Genomic DNA, 23,366 nt, shown 5'->3' on the forward strand with positions numbered 1-23,366 from the left:
TGAGGGGGACTATTCGATAACCTGCCCGCGGTACACCCGTTTGCGGCGGCTTTTGTCCTCGTCGCTGTTTTTGGGGGGGGATTCTTCCAGTGTCACCTGGCCACGGTAGACTTTGGTGATTTTGCGAGGCCGGGCGGCGGCTTGTGCCTCTTCGGCCTGCTGCTTGGCATCGCTCAGGGCGTGATCCCAGGGATCACCGGCCAGTTGCAGCAGCTCCTTGATCAGCGTCTGGCAAATGACGTCCCGGCAACGATGATGGTAGTCTGCCAGCTCGTCCAGTAATTCGGGGTTGGCCAGTTTGACCGACGGTTTCACGTCGGCGGGAACACGCCGCCGAATTTCAAACACCAGCTCAATCATCGGTTTGGTGTACTGCATTCGGTTCTCCGGCTCTCAGAGGCAACGGGTGGTAATGTGTTGCAAAAAGCTGGCCAGAGCGCTCTTTGGGTCCGGCAACGCTGTTAAGCGGCGCTCTTGATCACGCGATGCCGCTATATGGTGACCGAGAGTGCTGTTCGGGTGAGCGATCGTCGTGCCGGGTGCACCGGGACAGTGCAATCAATACTGCTGTTCGGGGCGGTCAATACGAGCGTAACGCTCGCTGTTTCCATCGGTTTTCAACAAAAGAACGTCGTAGGGCTCGAATCGTTGCCCCATTTCCATGCCTGGGCTACCCACAGGCATACGCGGTACAGACAGCCCCAGAGCGTCCTCAGGCGGATTTTCCAGAAAGCGCTGTACCAGTTTGGCGGGCACATGCCCCTCGAACACGAAGCCGTCCTCTGACACCCCCGTGTGACAAGAACTGTGCTCCGGCGCAATACCGAGCTCACTTTTAACCCGAGCCAGCTGGCTGGGATGCTCAATGTGAGCGGAAAATCCGGACGCTTCCATATGAGTGATCCAGTCTTCACAGCAGCCGCAGGTGGGGCTTTTGTAGATCGTCAGGGGCACGATGGGAGCGTCAGAGGACGGTGAGCTCGAGACCGCCGAGACATCGTCCGTCCCAGCTGGGTTGGCCGGGTCGCCGCAGGCGGTGAAAGCCGCCGCCAGGGCGGGACCAAGCAGCAGGGCGTAAAGGAAAACAGGCCGCATCATTCAGCTCTCCAGGCGATGGTCCATGGTCCGTGACGGCTGCTGGCAGCGGCTATCACCGAGAATGCGGGCCGGTACGCCGGCGGCAATTTTGCGCGCTGGCACCGGTGAGAGCACGACACTTCCGGCCCCGACCGTCGCGCATTCGCCAACTTCGATATTGCCGAGAATTTTGGCCCCGGCACCAATGAGTACGCCTTTACGGACTTTGGGGTGGCGGTCCCCGCTTTCTTTTCCGGTGCCGCCGAGGGTGACGGACTGCATGATGGAGACATTGTCGTCCACCACCGCCGTTTCACCGATGACAATGCCCGTGGCGTGATCGAACATAATCCCTTCGCCAATGCGAGCCGCAGGGTGAATGTCCACGGCAAACACCACGGAGATACGGTTTTGCAGGAAAAGCGCCAGCGATTGGCGTCCGCGGCGCCATAGCCAGTGAGCGATCCGGTAGGATTGCAGAGCATGGAATCCCTTGAAGTAGAGGAACGGCGTGCTGGAGGAGTCGCAGGCGGAGTCCCGCTCGTTGATGGCCAGCAGGTCGGCGCGCACCGCTCGGCCAATGGCGGGATCGTCGTTCAGCGCGTTTTCTATCACTTCGCGCACCATCATGGCGGGCATGGCGGCGCTGTCCAATTTATTGGCCAGGTGAAAGCTCAGCGCGGCTTCCAGTGTGTCGTGGTTCAAAATGGTGGTGTGGAGAAAACTGGCCAACACCGGCTCGGCCTCGGCCTGACGGCGGGTTTGGCGTCGAATGTCTTCCCAGACGGCATCCTGATTGACGGGGGCGAGTTGGGCGGTCATAGGCCATCCTGTTCGGAGATATGCATGCAGCCTCCATTATTGGGCCGGACGCTCAGGATTTCCACCCCGGATGCTAGACTTTAGTGTCTGATGAGCGAGGCGATAGCGATGCGTAGGACTCGTGGATGGAAACCCCAGCACCTGTTGTGGCTTTCTCTATTGGCGGCACTGGTGACTATGGGTCTGAAAGGGCTGGCCTGGCAATTGACTGGGTCGGTGGGTTACCTGTCCGATGCGCTGGAGTCAGTGGTCAATTTACTGGCGGCGGCCTTTGCGCTGGTCATGCTGGTGTACGCGCGCCGCCCGCCTGATGCCGGCCACCCCTTCGGGCACGGTAAGGCGGAGTATTTTTCGGCCGCCTTTGAAGGCGGCATGATTGTGCTGGCGGCGCTGGCCATCCTGGCGGCCGCCGGAGAGCGCTTGTTGAATCCCAGTGAATTGCAGGCCCTTAACCTGGGTACCGCCTTATCGGTGGCGGCGAGTGTGATCAATGGGCTGGTGGCCATGGCTCTGCTGCGTTTCAGTCGTGTGTTCCGCTCTCCCGCGCTGGAGGCGGATGGCCGCCATTTGATGACCGATGTCTGGACCACGGCCGGTGTCGTGCTGGGCGTGGGTCTGGCTCAGTGGAGTGGCTGGTTGTGGTTGGACCCGGTAGTCGCCATGGCCGTGGCGGTGCATATTTTGCTGGAGGGCGGGAAGTTGCTGCTGCGTGCGGCGGGTGGGCTGATGGATCGTGCGCTGGCTCCGGAGACGCTCCAGGCGCTGGAGGCGGTGTTGCGCGAAGTGTTGCGTGAGGTGGCACCGTCGGAGTGCGGCTTTCATCAGCTGCGTACCCGGGAGTCCGGCGCCCAACAGTTCGCCGAAGTGGATCTGCAGGTTCCCGGTGACTGGAATGTGCGGCGGGCGCATGAACTGGCGGATCTGGCGGAGCAGCGCATGCGCGCCCTGGGGGTGGAATCCATGGTGCATATTGAACCCCTGGGCAGTCACGGCACCGATGCTCGTTCTTTAGAGTTGCGGTGAATGGTAGCGTTGAATGAGTGTGCGCTTAGCCAGAGTCGCGCACCTCTTGCGCCAGTGTTTGTAATGGGCGGGAATGAAATTCCCGGCGATACAGCACGGCCACCGTCAGCGTCGTGGCCAGGGCAAACAGCCAGGTGTTAAACATCCAGGGCAGCACCGACAGGGAGAAGTAGTAGGCCCGCAACCCGTAATTGTAACTGTGTCCGGCCTGGTCAATGATCTTGGCGCTGTTCGTGGCGTAGCGGAACCGTTCTTCCTCGGTCACACTATCGTCGTTGGTCAGCGGTGCAGCACCCAGCAGGATCGCGCTAAACCCGTACTGGCGAACCGCCCAGGTCAGGGTGAAAAAGGCGTACACATAAATGCCGAGCAGCAACAGGATTTTGAACTGCAGCTGGCGTGGGGTCATTTCCCGGTTGACAAAGGGCAGGGTCACCAGAGTGTCGTATACCTGATCAATGGATGCGAGCACAGTGACCAAACCGGCGATGATGAACATGGAGGTGGAGGCAAGGAAGGTGGTCTGCCGCTCCAGCCCGGCAATCAATGCGGTATCTCCGATGCGATTTTCCCGGCGCAGCATCGCCTGCATCCAGCGCTTGCGGTAGATCTGCAACACTGAGGACAAACTATAGGAAACCTTGGCGCGATGGCGTGCGAAGCGGGCATACCCCACCCAGAGCGCGAAAAACCAGGCGGCCGCCAGAAGGTTGAACCAATCGTGTGAGGTCATGCGCTGTATCCGTTGTTGCCGAGAGACATAGAGAGTTCTTTACAGGTTAAAAGTAGCTGGACAGTTTAAAGATAACTGGAAAACAGCCAGAAAAACGCATCCCTGAGGCGTTTCCACAGAGGCCGACGATCCAGCTCCTGCAGGGTCAGTGGGCGGCTGACGGCGGCGGCTTGATCCAGATGTGTGTGCAATTTCAGGGCCAGAGCGGCGTCGAACCATTCCACGCCGAGTTCGAAGTTGAGACGCAGGCTGCGGGCGTCCAGATTGGCAGAGCCGGTCATCACATAATCCTCATCCACCAGCACTAGCTTGGTGTGCGCAAAAGGCGCCGCCTTGTATTGCACATCGATATCCCACAGCAGCAGCTCCCACAGCATATTGCGGGTCGCCCAGTCGACAAAGCGCAGGTTGCTGCGCTCGGGCAAAATAATTTGTACGCTCACGCCTCGCAACACCGCCGCCTGCAGGGCGGCCACCATTTCGTGGTTGGGCAGGAAGTAGGGGGTCATGATGCGGATTCTGTGACGGGCAGCGGAGAACACACCAATCAGCGTCATGGAGAGATAGTTGAGGTTGTCGTGGGGGCCGTCGTCAATCAGTCGGCAGACGCTTTCACCGGCCGGAATGCACGAGAGTGATTCCAGATCGAGGGCTCGCCCGGTCACCAACTCCCAGTCGCGGCTGAACAGTTGTGTCAGCTCGGCGACCAAGGGGCCTTCGGCTTGAAAGTGCATGTCTTCGGTGGGGTGTCGATTACCGGGATCGTTTACCATGTGCCGCGCGTCGATATTAATACCGCCGAAAAAACCTTCCCGTTGATCCACGACCACGATTTTGCGGTGGTTGCGCAGATTGATGTCCAGAGAAGGCGGAACGAGAGAGGGCGGAGTAAATAGCGCCACCGCCACACCCGCTCGACGAAGCAAACGCACGGCCGTGCGGAAGGAGTAACAGGTGCCCACACCGTCGGCCAGAACATAAACCGCCACGCCGCGCTCGTGGGCCCGAATCAGGGCGTCGATAACCTGGCGGGCTTCGCCTTTGTGTCCGAACAGATACGTGGCCAGTAATACCCAGTGTTCGGCCCGTTCAATCGCTTCGATCAAGCTCGGGAAAAAGGCCTCGCCATTGATGAGCGGTGCCACCCGGTTACCGGGCAGCAGCGGAGCCCCGGTTGCTCTTCCGCCCACGCGTGCCAGCTCCGGGTTTTCCATGCGTTCGAGAATAATATCCCGATCCTGAGGCAGAGGCGGGCTGCTGCGATCGTAGCCGAAAAACATCACCGGCAGGTGATGGCCTGCAAAGATTTGCGCCTTGGTGCGCAGGCGATTGATACCAAACAGAAAGTAGAGCAATGGCCCCGCCACTGGAAATAGCAGGATGACACCAATCCAGCCCAGTGCGGCGCGGTGGTCCCGCTTGTTGATCAGCGCGTGAATGGCGGCCACTGGCATGATAACCAGGTGAAAAATGACAATAATCCAATAAAACATAGGCAATCCGTTCGGGGCGGTGGCTGAACCTGCTCTATGCTACCGCATTGTGCTTACAATGAAATGATTTCACACGATGTATGTTCCCGCTATACGATAACGGGCATAACTGCTGCACTACCTATACTAAAGGAGGTTCTTCCCATCACCACTCCCGAATGGATCAGCCACCGAGGGCTGTGTGACGCCGCGACCGAGAATACTGCCGAGGCCTTTCGCGCCGCGCTGGAGGCCGGGTTTACGCATCTGGAGACCGATCTGCGCATCACCGCAGACGATCATTTGGTGCTCGCGCACGATGAAGATCTGAGCCGTATCGCCGGCATACCGCTGAACGTCACCCAGGCTTCCCGCGCTGAGCTTGAGCAAGTGCGTTTGTTGCAGGGCGGGCGGTTGTTGTTCTTCGATGAGTGGCTGGACGAGTTTGGGGGCTATCAATGGATACTGGATATCAAGCCCGAACAGGGTGAACGCACGCTGGCGCGGCTGCAGGCACACTGGGAGGGCGATGCCCGCGCATTGTTGTCCGAGCGGGCGAGGTTTCTTTTCTGGGATGCCGGGCAACAGCGGCAATGGCTCGAGCGACGTCCCGAGGCGGTCTGCATGGTGCCGATCTCCGCCTGCCGCCGCGCCGGGGTGGCCTGTGTCGCGGGTCTCCCATCTCTGGCGGCCATTGAGCCCGCCGGCACCTATTCACTTCCGCCTCGCCTGGGCGGGCTTCGGTTGCTCAAACCCGCCGTGGTTGAGCGGTATCAGCGGCGAAAAGGGCGCGTGCTGGCTTTCTTGCCGGAAACCCCGCAGGAGACGGAGTGGTCGTTGGAGGCTGGTGTGGATGAAATCCTCACCAATCATCGCCCCGGATGAAACAGACACTGTGCCGGGTTTCTGTTATGGTCGCAGCCCGGTTATCTCGCAACGAGTGTTTCCGATGACAAGGAGCAAACGATGAACCAATCACAGAGGAATCTGAAAGACGACCTCTCCCAATTAACGCGCGGGCTTAAGTTACCCCGGGCGCGGTGGACGCTCTGGGTCCCGGTGGCGCTGGTAGCGCTGTGGGGCGCCTTTAGCAGCTTCTATACCGTCCAGCCGGAAGAGCAGGCGGTGGTCAAGCGCTTTGGTGAAGTGGTGGCGATCAATGACCCCGGCCTGCATTTTAAGATTCCGTTCGGTGTGGATCAGGTGCAGAACGTGGCCTCGGCGCGGGTGCTTAAGCAAGAGTTCGGGTTTCGCACGGTGGGGCAGTACGGCAACAATCCCAGCCGCTATTCCGATGCAGACTTCAGCGGTGAATCGCTGATGCTCACGGGTGACCTGAACGTGATCAACGTCGAGTGGGTGGTGCAATACCGTATTCAGGACCCGATTAAATACCTCTATCAGCAACGCGAACCCGATACGACCTTGAGAGACATTTCCGAGTCCGTTATGCGCCGGGTGGTGGGTAACCGCCTGGGTTCCGATGTGCTGACGGTCGGTCGGGTGGAAATCGCCCAAATGGTCCGAGAAGAAGTGCAAAGCGTGATGGACAGTTACGAGTCGGGTTTGCACATTATCACGGTGGAACTTCAGGATGTGGTGCCACCGCAGGCGGTTCGCCCCGCGTTCAATGAAGTGAACGAGGCACGTCAGGAGCGCGAACGGATGATTAACGAAGCGACCAAGCAAGCCAACCAACGCATTCCCCGTGCCGAGGGTGAGGCGCAACGCTTGATCGCCGAGGCAGAAGGCTATGCCACTGAGCGGGTCAATCGCGCCCATGGTGAAACGGCGCGTTTCGCGGCCATGCTGGAAGAATACGCCAATGTCCCCGAGGTGACCCGCTCCAGGTTGTATCTGGAAGCCATGGCGAAATTGTTGCCGAAAGTGGGACAGGTGGTAATGGTGCAGGATGAGCAAGTCGGGCCACTGCCCCTGATGAATATTCGCGATGCCCGCCAGGAGGCCAAGCAATGAAAAAAGGACTGATACTCGTTGTGTTGCTCGCTGTAGTAGCGACCGTTTACTCCGCCGCCTTTGTGGTGGACGAGGCCGAACAGGCCATTATTGTTCAGTTCGGTGAACCCAGAGGGGAAGTTATCAGCGATCCGGGACTGCACTGGAAAACACCCTTTATTCAGGATGTTCGTCGCTTCGACAAACGGTTGCTGATCTGGGACGGCGAAGTCACCCAGATTCCCACGCTGGGTCGTGAATTCATCCAGGTGGACACGACAGCGCGCTGGCGTATTACCGACCCGCTGCAATTTTTGCGCAGCGTGCGCGATGAGCGCGGTGGCCGTAACCGCCTGGACGACATTATCGACTCCGTGGTCCGCGACATTGTCTCGGGCACCGACCTTGAGGAAATTGTCCGTTCGGACGACTGGGATGTAAACGTCGATGATCTGGATGAAGTCGAGCAGGAGCGCGACGATGTGGTGCTGACGCAGCAACCCAAGCTGGGGCGCGAGAAACTGGAAGCAGAAATTCTCAAAAGCGCCGCGAAAATGATGCCGAGCCTGGGCATTGAGTTGCAGGATGTGCGTATCAAACGTCTCAATTACATCGATTCGGTCCGCCGCCAGGTGGAGAACCGCATGATCTCCGAGCGGCAGGCCATCGCCGAACGCTTCCGCGCGGAAGGGCAGGGTCGAAGCCTGGAGATCATCGGTGAAATGGAGCGTGAGTTGCGCCGCATCAACTCGGAAGCGGCGCGCACCGCTGAAGAAATTCGCGGTAAAGCGGATGCGGAAGCTATTCGCATTTACGGTGAAACCTTTGGGGCCGACCCGGAGTTCTATTCGTTCCTTCGCACCCTCGAAACCTACGAGGCCCTCGGGGAAAATGCGACATTGATGATTCGCTCCGATTCAGACTTCTTCCGCTACCTGGAAGATCGCAACTGAGCGAGATCAGTTCCTAAAAGAGCGCCAGTGGCGGTTCGTCCAGAGCCGCCCGCTGCTCGCGTAACTCCAGAATGTGCTCGCCCCAGTACCTTTCAGTGTTGAACCAGGGAAAACTGCGTGGGAAGGCCGGATCGTCCCAGCGGCGGGCGAGCCACGCGCTGTAGTTCATAATGCGCAGCGTGCGCAATGCTTCAATCAGATTCAGCTCGGCGAAATTGAAATCGCAAAACTCCTGATAGCCTTCCACGATTTCCGACAGCTGCGCCGTTTGCTGTTCTCGCTCGCCTGACAATAGCATCCACAAATCCTGCACTGCCGGGCCATTGCGGGCATCATCAAAGTCGACGAAGTGGGGTTCGTCGCGCCATAAAATGTTGCCCGGATGGCAGTCACCGTGCAGGCGTATGGGAGTGTATTCCACCTGGGCAAAAATGGTGTGCAGGCGCTCGATTAATTCGGCACCCAGCGTTTCGTAGGAGGCACGTAAGCTGTCGGGAATAAAATCATTCTCCCGCAGGAATTCGTAGCTCTCTTCGGCGAAGCTTTGCACGTCCAGAGTGGGCCGGTCCTCAAACGTTCGAGTGCGGCCGAGAGCATGAATGCGTCCCAGTACCCGCCCCAGGGTCAGCAGGTGATCAAAGTCATCCAGGTTTGGCGCGTGCCCCCCTTGGCGGAGGTAGAGAGCGAAGCGAAAGCCCTGATACTCACGCAGCGTGTTGCCTTCGGCGTTGGGCAGGGGCGGAACCACCGACACCTCCAGGTCGAGCAGTTCCCGGGTAAAGCGGTGTTCTTCCAGAATCTGAGCATCACTCCAGCGGGCGGGGCGGTAAAATTTGGCGATCAGTGGCGGCCCGTCGTCCATGCCGACCTGATATACCCGGTTTTCGTAACTGTTGAGCGCCAAGATGCGCATATCGCTCAAGTGGCCCGAGCTTTCCACAGCATCCAGCACCAGGTCTGGAGAGAGCGCCTCGTAAGGGTGAGTGGAAGCGTTGGTGGGGCTGGCGTCGTTCATAAGACTCCCGACGGTAAGTGAGCATTAAGTGAGCATAGCGCGCTATTGTAACGCTTGAACCTCGCCGTTACGTGGGGTTTATTCAAGCGACTGAATGTTAACTGGCTCGACGGGGCTGTTACGGTGATCCGGGGTCGGCCGCCGTTGCCGTCTCGGGGGTTCTCGCCAGCGTCCAAATGTCGACCGAGGCGGCTCCGGCGCGTTTGAGTAACCCGGCGAGAATTCGTGCGGTCTGCCCGGTGGTCACCACATCGTCCACCAGCGCCACTCGACGATGAGGCACACACTGGTGGCCACGGGCGGTCAACCTGAAGGCGGCCTGCAGATTTTTTTGCCGGGCCCGGCGGCTCAGCCCCTGCTGGGCACGGGTTCGGCGCTGACGGCGGCACAGGGGGTGAACCGGAAGATCCAGGGCTTTTCCCAGATCCGTGGCCAGCAGCTCCGCCTGATTGAAACCGCGCACTAATCGACGGCTCCAGTGCATGGGCACCGGAATCAACCATTCGGGCCACACATCGTTCGGCACTGTTTCGCGTTCGACAAGCAGGTGCTGGGCCAGCATATCACCCAGGGCGCGCCCCGCGCTGAGTTGGCGGCGGTACTTGAAGCGGTGAATCAGGCCGTCAAGCGGGTACTCGTAAGTAAAGGCCGCCCGGCATACATCAAAGTCCGGCGGGTCACGCAAACAGTCGCCGCAATAGTCGGCGTCGCTGGCCAACGGCAGCGCACACTGTCGGCAACGGTTCGCGTAGCGTGCGAGATAGGGCAGATCCCATTCGCACTCGCTGCACAGCAGAGGCTCCCCAGGGGCCAGGCACAATAAACATGGTGTGGCGGCGGGCAGAACGGGCGAAGACGGTAAGATCCGATCCAATGTGAGGCGCATGGTGTTCCTTCCCTGGGTAGGCTGGTCCTGTGTAAGCCGATCTAGAGCCGCAGCTTAGGGGAGCGGATGCCTGGCGTCCAGTGGGGAGCCGCTGCTTGAGCAGGCGGGATGCGCAAGACGGCTCCGCTGTAAACCTTTGGTGCCCGTTTTGGTTGACAGCGCCAATGGCGCCGCTAGTATAGGAGTCTTTGATCCATACAACGTCACTCGCTGAATTCAGGACCGACACCATGAATGCCGCTGCCCAACCGCCGATTCGCCACGACTGGACCCGCGACGAAATCCTCGCCCTGTTTGATCTGCCTTTCAGCGACCTGATGTTCCAGGCGCAGAGCGTCCACCGCGCCCACTTCGATCCGAACCAAGTGCAAGTCAGCACGCTGTGTTCAATCAAAACCGGTGCCTGCCCTGAGGACTGCAAATATTGCCCCCAGAGCGCACGATATGACACTGGGCTAGAGCGCGAGCGGCTGATGGCCGTGGAAAAAGTGCTGGAAGAGGCACGTGCGGCCAAGGCCAGTGGCGCCACCCGTTTTTGTATGGGTGCGGCCTGGCGCAGCCCAAAAGATCGCGATCTGGGCTATGTGACCGACATGGTGAAAGGCGTGAAATCCCTGGGGCTGGAAACCTGCATGACCCTCGGCATGCTCGATACCCAGCAGGCGAAAACCCTGGCCGACGCGGGCCTTGATTATTACAACCACAATCTGGACACGTCTCCGGAATACTATGGTGAAGTCATTACCACCCGCACCTATCAGGACCGCCTGGAAACCCTGGACAATGTGCGCAAGGCGGGCATGAAAGTCTGCTGCGGCGGCATCGTGGGTATGGGTGAAGAGAAAACCGACCGCGCCGGTCTGCTGCAACAGCTGGCCACCATGCCGGATCATCCGGAGTCCGTGCCCATCAATATGCTGGTGCGGGTGGCGGGCACGCCCTTCGCCGAAGAGGAAGACCTCGATCCATTCGATTTCATCCGCACCATTGCCGTGGCCCGGATTCTGATGCCTCAGTCTCACGTGCGGCTCTCCGCTGGCCGCGAAGAGATGAATGACCAGATGCAAGCAATGGCCTTTCTGGCCGGTGCCAACTCTATTTTCTATGGCGAAAAGCTGCTCACGACCGCCAACCCCGAAGCCAACAAGGATATGCAACTGTTCCGTCGGTTGGGTATCAAGCCCGAAGAGCGCGAAGTGCACGCCGAGGAAGTCGAGCAGGATGAAATTGAACTGGCGGGCGTGCTGGATGAAGCGCGCAATGACCAGTATTTCTACAACGCCGCCAAGTAACTCCTATGCCCCACGCTGCGCTTGATGCGGCCCTGCGGCCGGCGCTCAACGAGCGCCGCGCCCGCGCTCTTTATCGCCGCCGCCGAACTCTTGCCTCGCCCCAACAGCCTGAACTGGTGGTGGATGGGCAGCCTCGTGTCGGATTTTGCAGCAACGATTATCTTGGACTGGCCAATCACCCAGCGGTCGTCACCGCTTTTCGCAACGCCGCCGGGCGCTATGGGGTAGGCAGCGGGGCCTCGCATCTGGTTTGCGGTCATTCCGCAGAACACCATGCGCTGGAAGAGGAACTGGCGGATTTCCTCGGGCGTGAACGGGCGCTGCTGTTTTCCACTGGTTATATGGCCAATCTCGGCGCGGTGACTGCACTGGTGGGTAAAGGCGATGCCATCTTTGAAGACCGCCTTAATCACGCCTCATTATTGGATGCGGGCCTGCTGAGTGGCGCGCGGTTCCAACGTTTTTTGCACAACGACCCGCACCACCTGAAGCGCCGCCTCGAAAAAACGACGGCTCATCGTCAGCTCGTGGCGGTGGATGGCGTCTTTAGTATGGATGGCGATATAGCGCCACTATCGGAGCTGTCCCGCGTCGCGCACGAGCACAGCGCCTGGTTGATGGTTGATGATGCCCATGGGTTCGGCTGTCTGGGCGAAACCGGCGCCGGGACACTGGAGCACCTGGGGGTTACCGAAGCAGAGGTTCCCATTTACATGGGAACGCTGGGCAAAGCGCTCGGCACTGCCGGGGCTTTCGTGGCCGGCAGCGACGCTCTGATTGAGACCTTGATCCAGTTCTCCCGGAGCTACATCTATACCACCGCACTGTCGCCCGCTGTGGCAGCTGCGACCCGTGCCAGCCTGAAGCTCGTTCGGGAAGAGGGGTGGCGGCGGACGGTGTTGCAAGAACGTATTGCGCAATTTCGCCAGGGAGCCCGGCAACTTGGGTTGAACCTAATGGCGTCCGACACCGCGATTCAGCCGATATGGGTGGGAGAGGATGAGCGAGCCCTGGCTCTGGCAAACGCGCTGGAAACACGGGGAATATGGGTGGCGGCCATTCGCCCTCCCACCGTTCCGCCGGGCAGTGCCCGCCTCAGAATTACTTTGAGCGCCGCTCATTCCGAGTCCCAAGTCACCCAGTTGCTGGCGGCGCTGGCCGACAGCAAAGCGGAAGTGGATAGGCTCGATGGCAACCGATCAGGTGCAGACTTTGGCACGGATGAAGTCACGCCATGACGGACATTATGTTACCGATGGCCGCGCCGCGCCCCTTGGACGCACCTCTGGCGGCGCACGAGTTTCCCGCAGTGGCCGAGGCGTTTTCGGACCCTGTGGTGCTGTTGCACGGCTGGGGCTTTGACAGTCAGAGCTGGGGGGATCTCCTGCCCTCGCTGCGCCAACACCATCACGTCATTGCGCTGGATCTTCCCGGGTTTGGCGATAGCCCGGGCGGCGATGATTTTTCGTTGAATGCGGTGCTGGAGGCAATCGCCGCCAGCCTGCCGCCGAAAGCGGTGGTCATGGGGTGGTCTCTCGGTGGCATGTTGGCTGTGGCGTTGGCGGCGCGATACCCGGAGCGGGTGTCCCGGGTAATTACGCTGGCCAGCAACCTGTGTTTTGTTGCGAGCCCCGAGTGGCCCGACGCCATGGCACCCGCCGTGAATCAGCGGTTTACCGCCGACTTTGAGCGCTCCCCGGCACGCACGTTAAAACGGTTTGCCGCTTTGGTGGCCCACGGTGACGGCAAAGAGCGCACGCTGTGCGCGACGCTGAGCCGCCTGATCGATGCGGAACCGTCGCTCGACTGGGTGCAGGCGCTGGGGGTGCTGGCCCGCTTGGACAACCGCCAGAGCTTTCGGCAGTTGCAATCTCCCGGGCTGCATCTGTTTGGAGAAAACGACGCGCTGGTGCCGGCCGCCGTGGCGGCCCAGTTGCCAGCCATTAATCCCCGCCAGCGCGTCATGCTGGTTGCGAACACGGGGCACGCGCCGCACCTGAGTCAGCCGGATAAGGTTGCCGGGGCCGTTCAGGACTTTCTGCGTCTCACCCAGGGACAGCGGGACAAGCGGCGGGTGGCCGAGTCCTTCAGCCGAGCGGCGCCTGCGTACGATAGTGTGGCGCGCTTGCAGCGCAATGTCGGTGAGCACTTGCTAAACCGGCTCGGCGGGGAAAATCTCGCGCCAGCCTCTCATATTCTGGACCTGGGCTGTGGCACTGGGTATTTCACGGAGGCGCTGCACGCCCGATTGCCGGAAGCGCAGCTTCTGGGGCTGGATATCGCCGAGGGTATGGTGCGCTTTGCCCGGCAGGAACGATCCGCTCCCACCCACTGGTTGTGCGGTGATGCAGAGCAGTTGCCGCTGGTGTCATCCAGCATCGATCTGGTGTTTTCCAGTCTGGCGGTGCAGTGGTGTGAGCAATTGCCTGCCTTGTTTGATGAACTGTACCGGGCGCTACGCCCTGGGGGGCGGATGCTGATTGCCACGCTGGGGCCCCATACACTGTGGGAGCTCAAGGCGGCCTGGCAGGCGGTGGATGGCTATGAGCATGTCAACCGTTTTCCCGCCACTGACGTCGTTGACCAGGCACTGCAGGGCGCCGGATTTCATGACCGCGAGTGGCATTCTCAGGAGCAGGTATTGCGGTATCGGGAGCTGGCAGAACTGATGCGAGAACTCAAGGTGCTGGGGGCGCGTAATGTTAATCGCGGCCAGTCCGGTGGGCTGACCGGTCGACGTAAATTGCGGGCCTTTCAGGAGGCTTACGAAAGCCATCGCTGCGAGGGCAGTTTGCCCGCGACCTATGAAGTGCTCTATCTGTCGGCGAGTAAACCCTTGTCGGCCTAATGAATTCAGCTCTGTGCGAGCGTGTTGGCCGCACCAGAGTCGACGTTTGCGAGATTCTACGCTATGGCAAAATCGGCCTTTTTTGTGACCGGAACCGATACCGGTGTTGGTAAAACGGCGGTCGCCACCGGGCTGTTACACGCGGCGAACCAGCGGGGCCTTACCACCGCGGCGGTCAAGCCGGTCTCGGCGGGCTGCGAGGTAACGCCTGACGGGCTGCGCAACGAGGATGCCCTGCAATTGCAGGCGGTGGTCAATCCGCCCATGCCCTACGATTTGATCAATCCCGTGGCGCTCGAACCCGCCATTGCGCCGCATATCGCGGCCATTGAGGCCCGGCGCGCGCTGTCGGCGGACCGTATCGCCGGTTACTGCCGGGGCGTTTTAGGGCACCAGGCGTTCAGTCTGGTGGAAGGCGCTGGAGGGTGGCGGGTGCCACTCAACCCCGTGGAGACCATGGCGGATCTGGCCAAGGTATTGAACCTGCCGGTCATACTCGTAGTGGGCGTCCGGCTGGGCTGTCTGAATCATGCGCTGCTGACGGCTGAAGCGATTGTCCGCGATGGGCTGCCGCTGGCCGGTTGGGTAGCGAACACGATTGACCCCGACATGCCCCGGCTGCGCGAGAATGTGGACTCGCTCGGGCAGCGGCTGAGAGCCCCGTTCCTGGGGTGGGTGCCTTACCTTGAAACGGTGACGGCCGAGTCCGTAAGTGAGTATTTGTCGCTGGAAGTGTTGCTGCCAACCGTCAAGTAATTCGCCTCCTTCAGGTTTTTGCCGATTCTGACTGTTTTTTGGACAGGTTTCGGGCTAGACTTAAGGTATTCGTGTTGTAATCCCGTAAAAATTTATCCCACTCAGCGTGGAGAGGGTTATGGATATCGGCTCAGCCACTACACAGGCGCTGCATGGCATGCAGCGGAGTCAGGGTGAACTGGTGCGTTCGGCGCAGGACATTGCGCGGCTTAACGCGCCGGTTGTGCAGCCTTCCGCCGGACAGTCGGCGTCCGAGTTGCAGGTAGTGGAACCCCTGGTGAACCTGGAACGTCAGCAGCAAATTTTTGATAGCAACGCACGCGTGATAAAAACCGCCGATGAGATGCTCGGCAATTTGATCGATACCACGGTCTGATTCCGGAGCGCCCTGATCATGGCCACCGGGATTCCCTCCAATTTCGCCAACGCCGTAGCGCCTTTTGTGCCGCTTGGGCGGACTCCGATCGGCGAGGAAACGCCGGATCTGCGCCAGTCCACGCTAAAACCACTCGAGCCTTCCGCCGAGAGTGCGCGAGACGAAAATTTTCGCTCACCCGACCAGCGCCCCAACGATACCGAAGCGCAGCTCTGGCTGCGCCGCCGTCAGCAGCAATCACAAAATGCAGATCAGCCCCCCGCCGAAGAGACACTGACGCTTTCCGTGTCCGGTCGTGCGGCGTTGGCGGCGGAGCGCGAGGCTGGCCTGGAACGGAAGTCTGAGGGCGCCACGGGTAAGGATGCCGGTGAGGAAAGTGAGCCCCGCCAGGCGCGAGAGCGGCGTCAGGCACTGGAGGAGCGAGAGGTCATTCGCGAACTCGCGGCGAGAGACCGGGAGGTGCGCCTTCACGAGCAGGCGCACGCCGCACTCGGGGGGCGTCATGCCGGGGCTCCCCGCTATCAATACGAGCGCGGTCCCGATGGGGTCGCCTACGCTGTGTCCGGTGAAGTGCCGATTGATACCAGTAAAGTGCCCAACGACCCGCGAGCGACCATTGAAAAGGCACGTCAAATTCGCCGCGCGGCGTTTGCGCCCGCCGAACCCTCGGACACAGACCGTCGTGTGGCGGCGGCCGCAGCGCGCTTGGAGGCGGAGGCCAGAGTCGAGCTGCGCCAGCAGCAGCGGCAGGAAGCTCTTCAGAGCACCTCTGCTGAAGGAGAGAGCAGTACAGATTTCGGTCCGGCGAGTGAGCAGCGTGCCGAGCGCAACTCAGACAACCGTACCCGGATGGACGACGACAATGAAAGTGAGCGGCGAGAACTGTCGGAAGCGATGCGTCGCCGTAATCGCCATAACGTGCAAACCTACATTCAACTGGGTGAAATAGCGGCCCAAAGCCGCCACGCAAGTGGCCAGGACTGGCGGGTCTGAATCACAGCTGTGTATTTTTATGAATTGATTTGGCACTATAGAAAACAGCGGTAGTCAATGACAAAATAAACCAGCGCCGGAATCAATGCCATGCAAAAACCGAGACTCTACCCCGAGGATCAGGCCCGAGTTGATGAAGTGACACGTCGGGGCGTGAACAGTGTCGAGCGCAAGCCGTTCCGGGTGTGGATTTTGCTAGGGGTGATTCTTGGCGTGTTAACGTTGTTGAGCGTGGTCAGCTTTGTGATCGCCCGTATAGAAGGCGTGGTTTGAAGGCTGGGTCAGGAGACGACGCAAGTGTTTGAAATGAAGTGAAAAACGGGGTTGACCTGTATCAGGAGTGCCCCTATAATGCGCCACCTCGGTCGGGCAGATGCCTCCGAGTTGTTGATGCGGGGTGGAGCAGTCTGGTAGCTCGTCGGGCTCATAACCCGAAGGTCGTTGGTTCAAATCCAGCCCCCGCTACCAAATTCAGGAAAACGGATTCTTTCGGTTTCCAAGTCGGCCCAGATAAGAAGCCGACCGTCGATAAAGCCCCGGTAGGGGCTTTTTTGTATTTGAAAAAAGGGGTGTAGCCCCGCCACAGAGGCCTGTGGCCGCAGTTTCGAAAAATGGGCCTCTAGGCCCATTTTTTGTAGTTGCCCCCATCAGGTCAGCTACCTTCGGGCGGTTCAGGGCAGGGTCAAAGCTGCTACTGGCGACCGGTTGTTGTGGGCGGCACCCCGTCACACAGGTAAACCCTTGTCATGGCGTCCAAAGAGGAACAGCTTTACGCGCTGATCGCGCCTGTCGTTGATGCGCTGGAATGTGAGCTCTGGGGGATGGAGTATCTGACCCAGGGGCGCTACTCCACGTTGCGTCTTTATATTGATCGCAGTGCTGAAAACGGAGGCGTAACGCTGGAAGATTGCGAGCGCGTCAGCCGTCAAGTGAGCAGTGTGATGGATGTAGAGGACCCGATTACCAACCGGTATACCCTTGAGGTGTCGTCACCGGGCCTGGATCGGCCTCTGTTTACACCGGAGCAGTATCAACGTTATATCGGTGAAGTGATTGCGCTGAAAACCCGGGCTCCGGTGGCCGGGCGGCGTAAATTCAAGGGCCAGCTGCGGGCCATCGAGGGCGACTCGGTGGTGTTGATAGTGGATGGTAGCGAACACACATTGTCATTCGGGTCGATTGAAAAAGCGAATGTGGTCCCACGCTTCTAGGGGGATGTCCCCCGGGGTGAAGGAGTTGAACGAGGCAATCTCATGAACAAAGAAATTCTGCTGGTCGCTGACGCGGTATCCAATGAAAAAGGCGTGGAAAAAGATATTATTTTCCAGGCCATCGAGTCTGCGTTAGCCACCGCTACCAAAAAACGCTTTGATGAGGACTCCAATATTGAAGTCCGCATTGACCGCGCGACCGGCGACTACGAAACCTTTCGTACCTGGGAGGTGGTAAGCGACGATGTGCTGGCTGAGCTTGGCACCCAGTTGACCACCGAAGAAGCGGCGGAAAAGGACACCAGTCTGCAGGTTGGCGACATTCACCGCGAAAAGATTGAAAACGCTGAATTTGGTCGTATTGCGGCGCAAACGGCCAAACAGGTCATCGTGCAGAAGGTGCGCGAAGCCGAACGTGCGCAAATGGTCGAGGAATATCGCGATCAGGTGGGTGAACTGGTGAGCGGTTCCGTGAAAAAAGTCACACGCGATAGTATCATTGTAGACCTCGGCAACAATGCCGAAGGCCTGCTGCCGCGCGACCAGCTGGTGGGCCGTGAGATTTTCCGGGTAGGTGACCGGGTGCGTGCCTTGCTGCAGGATGTGCGCAGTGAAATTCGAGGCCCGCAATTGTTTCTGAGTCGCTCCTGCCCTGAAATGCTGATCGAGCTGTTCAAAATTGAAGTTCCGGAAATCGCCGAAGAAGTTATCGAAATCAAAGGCGCGGCGCGCGATCCCGGTTTGCGGGCCAAAATTGCCGTCAACACCAATGATGGTCGTATTGATCCGGTCGGCGCTTGTGTGGGGATGCGTGGCTCTCGTGTGCAGGCCGTGTCCAATGAGCTGGGTAATGAGCGGGTGGATATCGTGCTGTGGGACGATAACCCGGCCCAGTTTGTGATCAACGCCATGTCGCCGGCGGAAATTGAATCCATCGTTGTGGATGAAGATACCGGCTCCATGGATCTGGCGGTGAGTGAGGACAACCTGGCCATGGCAATTGGTCGCGGCGGCCAGAACGTGCGCCTGGCCAGCGAACTGACCGGCTGGGACATCAACGTGATGAGCCTGGAAGAGTGGCAGTCCAAGCAGGAGGAAGAATCCGGCAGCTACATCGAACTGTTTATGAACGCCCTCGATGTGGACGAAGATGTTGCCGGAGTGCTGGTGGAAGAGGGTTTTACTTCGCTGGAAGAGGTGGCTTACGTACCGCTGGATGAAATGCTGGCCATCGAAGGTTTTGATGAAGATATTGCCGAAGAGTTGCGCGCCCGCGCCAAAGACGCGCTGCTGACCCAGGCACTGGCCACGGAAGAAGGCTCTGAGCCGGCGGAAGACCTGGTTAACATGGAAGGTATGGACGATGCACTGGCCAAGACCCTGGCCGCTCGTGGCATCGTCACCATGGAGGACCTGGCGGAGCAGGCGATTGACGATCTGCTGGAAATCGAAGGCATGGATGAAGAGCGTGCTGCGGCGCTGATTATGAAAGCGCGCGAGCCCTGGTTTGCCTGATTCTCATCGCTTATGCGGAACGGGCATCGTGGGCAACGAACAACACTGAGGATACACAATGGCAGAAGTAACAGTTAGCGAACTCGCCAAGTCTGTAGGCGCACCGGTCGAGCGTCTGCTTAAGCAGATGCAGGAAGCCGGTTTGAGCCAGAAAACAGAAGACGCGCTGGTGTCCGATGAGGAAAAGCAGACGCTGCTGTCCTACCTCAAGACCAGTCATGGTGAGGAGTCCAGCGGGCCTCGTAAAATCACGCTCAAGCGCAAGACCACCACTACCCTGAAAACCGGCAGTGGCTCGGCGCGCAAGACAGTGAATGTAGAAGTGCGTAAGAAGCGCACCTACGTGAAGCGCGATCCGGAGGAACTGCAGCAAGAGGAAGAGGCGCAGGCAGAAGCGGAACGGATTGCCGCGGAAACCGCCGCCGCGGAAGAGGCGCGTGCCCGTAAAGCCGCAGAAGAAAAAGCGGCCGCCGAAGCCGCCGAGCAAGCTGAAATCGAGCGTGCGAAAGCTGAAGCTGAGCAACGCAAAGCGACCTCGGAGCCTGAGGAAAGCCTAGCGGAAGCATCACCGGAGCCGAGTGAGTCCAACCGCGAGGCGGCACCAGAGCGCTCCTCGTTTGTGGATGACGCGGAAGAAATTCGTCGTCGCGCTCAGGAGCGTCGCAAAGCCGAAGAAGCCCAGCGCGAGGCGGAAATGAAAGCGCAGGAAGAAGTGCGCCGCGCGCAGGAAGCAGCTCGTGCCGAGCGGGCGGCCGCGGCCGCGGAAGCTCCGCAGCCCGAGAAAGATGCGGCCAAGCGTAAAGATCGTCCGGGGCACGTCAAAGAGTTTGATGACGATGAAGGCTCCAAGCACCGCAAACGCGCTGGCAAAGGCAAGCGGGGCATGGGACCGAAGAAGAACTCCAAGGCCGATCTCTATGCCATGGTCGAGGAGGAAACCGAGTCCGAAGAGGTGCTGGCACGCCGTCGCAGTGTGCGTGCAGCGCACAAGGCGTCCAACAAACACGCATTCAAAAAACCGACAGGTAAGATTATTCACGATGTAGAGATTCCCGAGACCATCACCGTGGGCGAGTTGGCCCAGCGGATGAACGTCAAGTCGGGCGCAGTGATCAAGCAGCTTATGAAAATGGGCGTGATGGCCACTATCAACCAACCACTGGAGCAAGAAACCTCCCAGTTGCTGGTGGAAGAGTTCGGCCACAACCCGGTTCTCAAAAGCGACGATGAAATTGAGCATAAACTGGAAGAAGAGCTGGGCGTTCGCGTTAAGGGCGACGGTGAAGCCCGTGCCCCGGTGGTGACAGTGATGGGGCACGTCGACCACGGTAAAACCTCCCTGCTCGATTACATCCGGAAAACCAAAGTGGCGTCCGGTGAGGCCGGTGGCATTACCCAGCACATTGGTGCTTACCGGGTGCCGACCAGCCATGGCGAAGTGGCGTTTCTGGATACGCCTGGCCACGCCGCCTTTACCGCCATGCGGGCGCGTGGTGCCCAGTGCACCGACGTGGTCATTCTCGTGGTGGCCGCCGATGACGGAGTGATGCCTCAGACCGAGGAAGCGATTCAGCACTCCAAAGCGGCGGGCGTTCCGATGGTGGTTGCCATCAACAAGTGCGACAAACCGGAAGCCGATCCCGAGCGCGTGAAAAATGAGTTGGCAGCGAAGGATGTCATTCCGGAAGACTGGGGTGGTGACACGCAGTTTATTGAAGTGTCTGCCCACACCGGGGACGGCATCGATGAGTTGCTGGAAGCGGTGTCCCTGCAAGCGGAAATTCTGGAGCTGAAAGCCGTAGTCGACGCGCCTGCCCAGGGCGTAGTGGTAGAGGCCAGAGTGGAAAAAGGTCGAGGTGTGGTCGCGACCCTTCTGGTGCAACAAGGCACCTTGAACCACGGCGATCTGGTGCTGGCTGGCCAGAGCTACGGACGTGTGAGAGCCATGACCAATGAGCTGGGCCAGAAAGTCACCGCTGTTGGTCCGTCCTCTCCGGTAGAAATTCTGGGGCTGGATACGGCGCCCAGTGCTGGCGATGATTTCGCGGTACTTGAGGACGAGCGTAAAGCCCGCGAAGTGGCTGAGTTCCGCGCTGAAAAAGAGCGTAAGGAAAAGCTGCAGCGTCAGCAGGCTGCCAAGCTTGAGAACATGTTTGCCAACATGGAAACCGACCAGAAGAAAATTCTGCCGGTGGTGGTCAAGGCCGATGTTCGCGGCTCTTTGGAAGCGATTCAATCGGCGCTGATGGAAATTGGCAACGAAGAGGTGGAAGTCAATATCGTTTCCTCCGGCGTCGGCGGTATCACCGAAAACGATGTCAACCTGGCCCTGACTTCCGGCGCCATTGTGTTTGGTTTCAATGTGCGCGCGGCGGCCGGTACCCGTCGCCTGGCGGAAACCGAAGGCGTGGAAATCCGTTACTACAGCATCATTTATCAATTGCTGGATGATGTGAAAGGCGCCTTGAGCGGTATGCTGGAGCCCGAGCGGGTGGAAACCATCGTCGGTATCGCCGATGTGCGCGAAGTGTTCAGTTCGCCGAAGTTCGGTCAGGTGGCTGGCTGTATGGTGACCGAGGGCACCGTGCACCGGAACAAACCGATTCGCGTACTGCGTGACAATGTGGTGATCTTTGAGGGCGAGCTGGAATCGCTGCGTCGCTACAAAGATGACGTCAACGAAGTGCGCAACGGCATGGAGTGTGGCATCGGGGTGAAAAACTACGATGTTAAAGTCGGCGACCAGATTGAAGTCTACGATGTGAAGGAAGTGGCGCGCGCGCTGTAAGCGCGAACGTCAATTCGACGATAGCCCCGGCGATTTCGGTCGTCGGGGCGTTGTTGTCTTACTGGCTGGACGATTTACAGGCCAGGCGTGAGACAACGGAAACGGTTTGAAACAGAGGTGAGCGGGCAATGCCCAGAGAATTTACCCGAGCGGACCGCGTGTCCGACGCGATTCAGCGACTCCTGGCGCAGCTTATTCCCCAGGAGGTGCGGGACCCCCGTATCGGAATGGTCAATATTAATGATGTCTCGGTCACCCGGGACATGGCGTTTGCGAAGGTGTACGTCACCTTTGTTGGCAATGACAGTGACGAAGAGGGTACCGAAAGTGTGCGGCGCTTGAATGGCGCGGCGGGTTTTCTGCGTAGCCTGCTGGCCAAAGAGCTGAATATGCGCACGGTCCCCAAATTACAGTTTGTCTACGATAAAACGGCCATTCGCGGTCAGGAACTTTCCAGTTTGATCGACAAAGCCGTGGCGGACGATAAAGCGCGCCATCAGCCAGACGATACTGATCAGGAGGGCTGATGGGGCGTCGGCGCAAAGGCCGTTTGTTGGACGGCGTGTTGTTATTGAACAAAGCGGCCGGCATGAGCTCTAACCACGCGCTGCAGCGGGCCAAGCGGCTGTTGTTTGCCGCCAAGGCCGGGCACACCGGCAGCCTGGACCCGCTGGCCACGGGGCTGTTGCCATTGTGTTTTGGCGAAGCCACCAAGTTCTCCCAGTTCCTGCTGGATGCGGAAAAAGGCTACGAAAGCACCTTTCGGCTGGGCGTGGTGACCACCACCGGAGATGCCGAGGGTGACGTGCTGTACGAAGCGGACGCCTCGGCCGTCACGCGGGAGCAGGCGGAAGCCGCGCTGGCCAGGTTTGTGGGCGACATCGAGCAGGTGCCTCCCATGTACTCGGCGCTGAAGCTCAACGGCCAACCGCTGTACAAGCTGGCTCGCGAAGGCAAGGATGTGGAGCGCCAGCCGCGGCCGGTGACGTTATACCGAATCGAATTGCTGGATTTCCGGGCGGGTCCCCAGGCGGAAGTGGATGTGGCTGTGCGCTGCTCCAAAGGCACCTACATCCGCACACTGGCCGAAGATGTGGGCGAAGTGCTGGGTTGTGGTGCCCGGGTGGAGCGGCTCCATCGCACTCACAGTGGCCCTTTTAGTGTGGCGGATGCCATCAGCCTGGAGGTTCTGGAAGCGGAACGGGGCGATGGACTGGCCGAACAGTTGGATCACCATCTGCTGCCTGCCGACGCGCCAGTAGCGTCTTTGCCCGCTCTGGAGTTGCCCGCTGACAGTGGTTATTACTTCCGACAGGGCAACCCGGTCATGGACGCCCAGGTCTATCGCCTGGGCGATGAAGGTGATATGGTGCGGGTCTTTGTGGCTGGCGATCCTGGCGCTGAACCCCGGTTCTTAGGGCTGGGTGAGCTGGATGACGAAGGGCGGGTCTGTCCCAAACGACTGGTTGCCGCCAACGTTCCCGCCGCCTGAACGGCCTGTCGGGAGTGCGCGTTAACAAGCGACTGTATTATTGAGTTCGTCGGCTTCGGCCGACAACCCCCGGCGCCTCGGCGCCGGGCAGACAACCCACCTGTAAATATGCGCGGGTGTGGCTGTTTTCTATGATGGCATATTAACGTGAGGAAATG

At 59.6% G+C, this 23,366-nt stretch carries 23 protein-coding genes and 1 tRNA gene; 17 read left to right on the top strand and 7 right to left on the bottom strand.

Annotation, left to right across the window (positions count from 1 at the left end; all coding sequences use genetic code 11):
• Positions 1-9 precede the first annotated feature (9 nt).
• The 3 genes from ACQCLF_RS08885 to cysE all read right to left on the bottom strand — a co-directional run bounded on the left by ACQCLF_RS08885 (position 10) and on the right by cysE (position 1,899).
• Positions 10-378, bottom strand: a complete 369-nt coding sequence (locus tag ACQCLF_RS08885) for a hypothetical protein (protein ID WP_426986375.1) — start codon at positions 376-378, stop codon at positions 10-12.
• A 180-nt stretch (positions 379-558) separates the two neighbouring features.
• Positions 559-1,098 (bottom strand): DUF411 domain-containing protein, encoded by a 540-nt coding sequence (locus ACQCLF_RS08890; RefSeq protein ID WP_426986376.1) that lies wholly within the window; start codon positions 1,096-1,098, stop codon positions 559-561.
• The gene (gene cysE / locus ACQCLF_RS08895; RefSeq protein WP_426986377.1) at positions 1,099-1,899 is read right to left on the bottom strand and encodes a serine O-acetyltransferase; all 801 of its coding nucleotides are present in this window, start codon (positions 1,897-1,899) and stop codon (positions 1,099-1,101) included.
• Between the two features lie 108 nt (positions 1,900-2,007).
• On the opposite strand from cysE, the gene ACQCLF_RS08900 reads away from it, so the two are divergent.
• Entirely contained in the window at positions 2,008-2,922 is a 915-nt protein-coding gene (locus tag ACQCLF_RS08900; RefSeq protein WP_426986379.1) for a cation diffusion facilitator family transporter, read from the top strand.
• 25 nt (positions 2,923-2,947) lie between these two features.
• Here the strand turns inward: ACQCLF_RS08900 and ACQCLF_RS08905 are convergent, their stop codons facing one another.
• Complete coding sequence (locus ACQCLF_RS08905) at positions 2,948-3,655, bottom strand: DUF599 domain-containing protein (RefSeq protein WP_426986381.1); 708 nt, start codon at positions 3,653-3,655, stop codon at positions 2,948-2,950.
• Between the two features lie 65 nt (positions 3,656-3,720).
• Positions 3,721-5,148, bottom strand: coding sequence for a phospholipase D-like domain-containing protein (locus ACQCLF_RS08910; protein WP_426986383.1), 1,428 nt, complete (start codon positions 5,146-5,148; stop codon positions 3,721-3,723).
• A gap of 63 nt (positions 5,149-5,211) precedes the next feature.
• On the opposite strand from ACQCLF_RS08910, the gene ACQCLF_RS08915 reads away from it, so the two are divergent.
• From ACQCLF_RS08915 to hflC, 3 genes are all read left to right on the top strand, one after another.
• Positions 5,212-6,012 (top strand): glycerophosphodiester phosphodiesterase, encoded by an 801-nt coding sequence (locus ACQCLF_RS08915; protein WP_426986385.1) that lies wholly within the window; start codon positions 5,212-5,214, stop codon positions 6,010-6,012.
• Positions 6,013-6,093: 81 nt separating this feature from the next.
• Positions 6,094-7,104, top strand: a complete 1,011-nt coding sequence (gene hflK / locus ACQCLF_RS08920) for an FtsH protease activity modulator HflK (RefSeq protein ID WP_426986387.1) — start codon at positions 6,094-6,096, stop codon at positions 7,102-7,104.
• Positions 7,101-8,036 carry a protease modulator HflC gene (gene hflC, locus ACQCLF_RS08925; RefSeq protein WP_426986389.1) on the top strand — a complete coding sequence of 312 codons (936 nt, stop codon included), beginning with the start codon at positions 7,101-7,103 and terminating at the stop codon, positions 8,034-8,036. Before hflK ends, hflC begins: the two co-directional genes overlap by 4 nt.
• Before the next feature lie 13 nt (positions 8,037-8,049).
• On the opposite strand, the gene ACQCLF_RS08930 is transcribed toward hflC, so the two are convergent.
• Together ACQCLF_RS08930 and ACQCLF_RS08935 are read right to left on the bottom strand one after the other, a co-directional pair.
• Positions 8,050-9,051: a serine/threonine protein kinase gene (locus ACQCLF_RS08930; RefSeq protein WP_426986391.1), complete on the bottom strand. Its 1,002-nt coding sequence runs from the start codon at positions 9,049-9,051 to the stop codon at positions 8,050-8,052.
• Positions 9,052-9,169: 118 nt separating this feature from the next.
• Positions 9,170-9,937, bottom strand: coding sequence for a ComF family protein (locus ACQCLF_RS08935; RefSeq protein WP_426986393.1), 768 nt, complete (start codon positions 9,935-9,937; stop codon positions 9,170-9,172).
• Positions 9,938-10,167: 230 nt separating this feature from the next.
• Here ACQCLF_RS08935 and bioB point away from each other — a divergent pair, with 230 nt between their 5' ends.
• The 13 genes from bioB to truB all read left to right on the top strand — a co-directional run bounded on the left by bioB (position 10,168) and on the right by truB (position 23,208).
• Positions 10,168-11,229, top strand: a complete 1,062-nt coding sequence (gene bioB / locus ACQCLF_RS08940; protein ID WP_426986395.1) for a biotin synthase BioB — start codon at positions 10,168-10,170, stop codon at positions 11,227-11,229.
• 5 nt (positions 11,230-11,234) lie between these two features.
• On the top strand, positions 11,235-12,467 hold the full coding sequence (gene bioF / locus ACQCLF_RS08945) for an 8-amino-7-oxononanoate synthase (RefSeq protein WP_426986397.1): 1,233 nt from the start codon (positions 11,235-11,237) through the stop codon (positions 12,465-12,467).
• A complete protein-coding gene (bioC, locus tag ACQCLF_RS08950; RefSeq protein WP_426986399.1) occupies positions 12,464-14,077 on the top strand; it encodes a malonyl-ACP O-methyltransferase BioC in 1,614 nt (537 codons plus the stop codon). Before bioF ends, bioC begins: the two co-directional genes overlap by 4 nt.
• Before the next feature lie 63 nt (positions 14,078-14,140).
• The gene (gene bioD / locus ACQCLF_RS08955) at positions 14,141-14,833 is read left to right on the top strand and encodes a dethiobiotin synthase (RefSeq protein WP_426986400.1); all 693 of its coding nucleotides are present in this window, start codon (positions 14,141-14,143) and stop codon (positions 14,831-14,833) included.
• Between the two features lie 118 nt (positions 14,834-14,951).
• A complete protein-coding gene (locus ACQCLF_RS08960; protein WP_426986402.1) occupies positions 14,952-15,209 on the top strand; it encodes a flagellar basal body rod C-terminal domain-containing protein in 258 nt (85 codons plus the stop codon).
• A gap of 18 nt (positions 15,210-15,227) precedes the next feature.
• Positions 15,228-16,202 carry a putative metalloprotease CJM1_0395 family protein gene (locus tag ACQCLF_RS08965; RefSeq protein WP_426986404.1) on the top strand — a complete coding sequence of 325 codons (975 nt, stop codon included), beginning with the start codon at positions 15,228-15,230 and terminating at the stop codon, positions 16,200-16,202.
• Between the two features lie 90 nt (positions 16,203-16,292).
• Positions 16,293-16,475: a DUF3094 family protein gene (locus ACQCLF_RS08970; protein ID WP_426986406.1), complete on the top strand. Its 183-nt coding sequence runs from the start codon at positions 16,293-16,295 to the stop codon at positions 16,473-16,475.
• A 118-nt stretch (positions 16,476-16,593) separates the two neighbouring features.
• Positions 16,594-16,670, top strand: a tRNA-Met gene (locus ACQCLF_RS08975).
• Positions 16,671-16,948: 278 nt separating this feature from the next.
• Entirely contained in the window at positions 16,949-17,413 is a 465-nt protein-coding gene (gene rimP, locus ACQCLF_RS08980; protein WP_426986408.1) for a ribosome maturation factor RimP, read from the top strand.
• A gap of 42 nt (positions 17,414-17,455) precedes the next feature.
• On the top strand, positions 17,456-18,928 hold the full coding sequence (gene nusA / locus ACQCLF_RS08985) for a transcription termination factor NusA (protein WP_426986410.1): 1,473 nt from the start codon (positions 17,456-17,458) through the stop codon (positions 18,926-18,928).
• Between the two features lie 58 nt (positions 18,929-18,986).
• Entirely contained in the window at positions 18,987-21,716 is a 2,730-nt protein-coding gene (gene infB / locus ACQCLF_RS08990) for a translation initiation factor IF-2 (protein WP_426986412.1), read from the top strand.
• Between the two features lie 128 nt (positions 21,717-21,844).
• Complete coding sequence (gene rbfA, locus ACQCLF_RS08995; RefSeq protein WP_426986414.1) at positions 21,845-22,243, top strand: 30S ribosome-binding factor RbfA; 399 nt, start codon at positions 21,845-21,847, stop codon at positions 22,241-22,243.
• Positions 22,243-23,208 carry a tRNA pseudouridine(55) synthase TruB gene (gene truB, locus ACQCLF_RS09000; RefSeq protein WP_426986416.1) on the top strand — a complete coding sequence of 322 codons (966 nt, stop codon included), beginning with the start codon at positions 22,243-22,245 and terminating at the stop codon, positions 23,206-23,208. Before rbfA ends, truB begins: the two co-directional genes overlap by 1 nt.
• The last annotated feature ends 158 nt before the right edge of the window (positions 23,209-23,366 follow it).

This window comes from Marinimicrobium sp. ARAG 43.8 (genome assembly GCF_050113635.1).
In the GTDB taxonomy this organism is placed as follows: Bacteria; Pseudomonadota; Gammaproteobacteria; order Pseudomonadales; family Cellvibrionaceae; genus Marinimicrobium.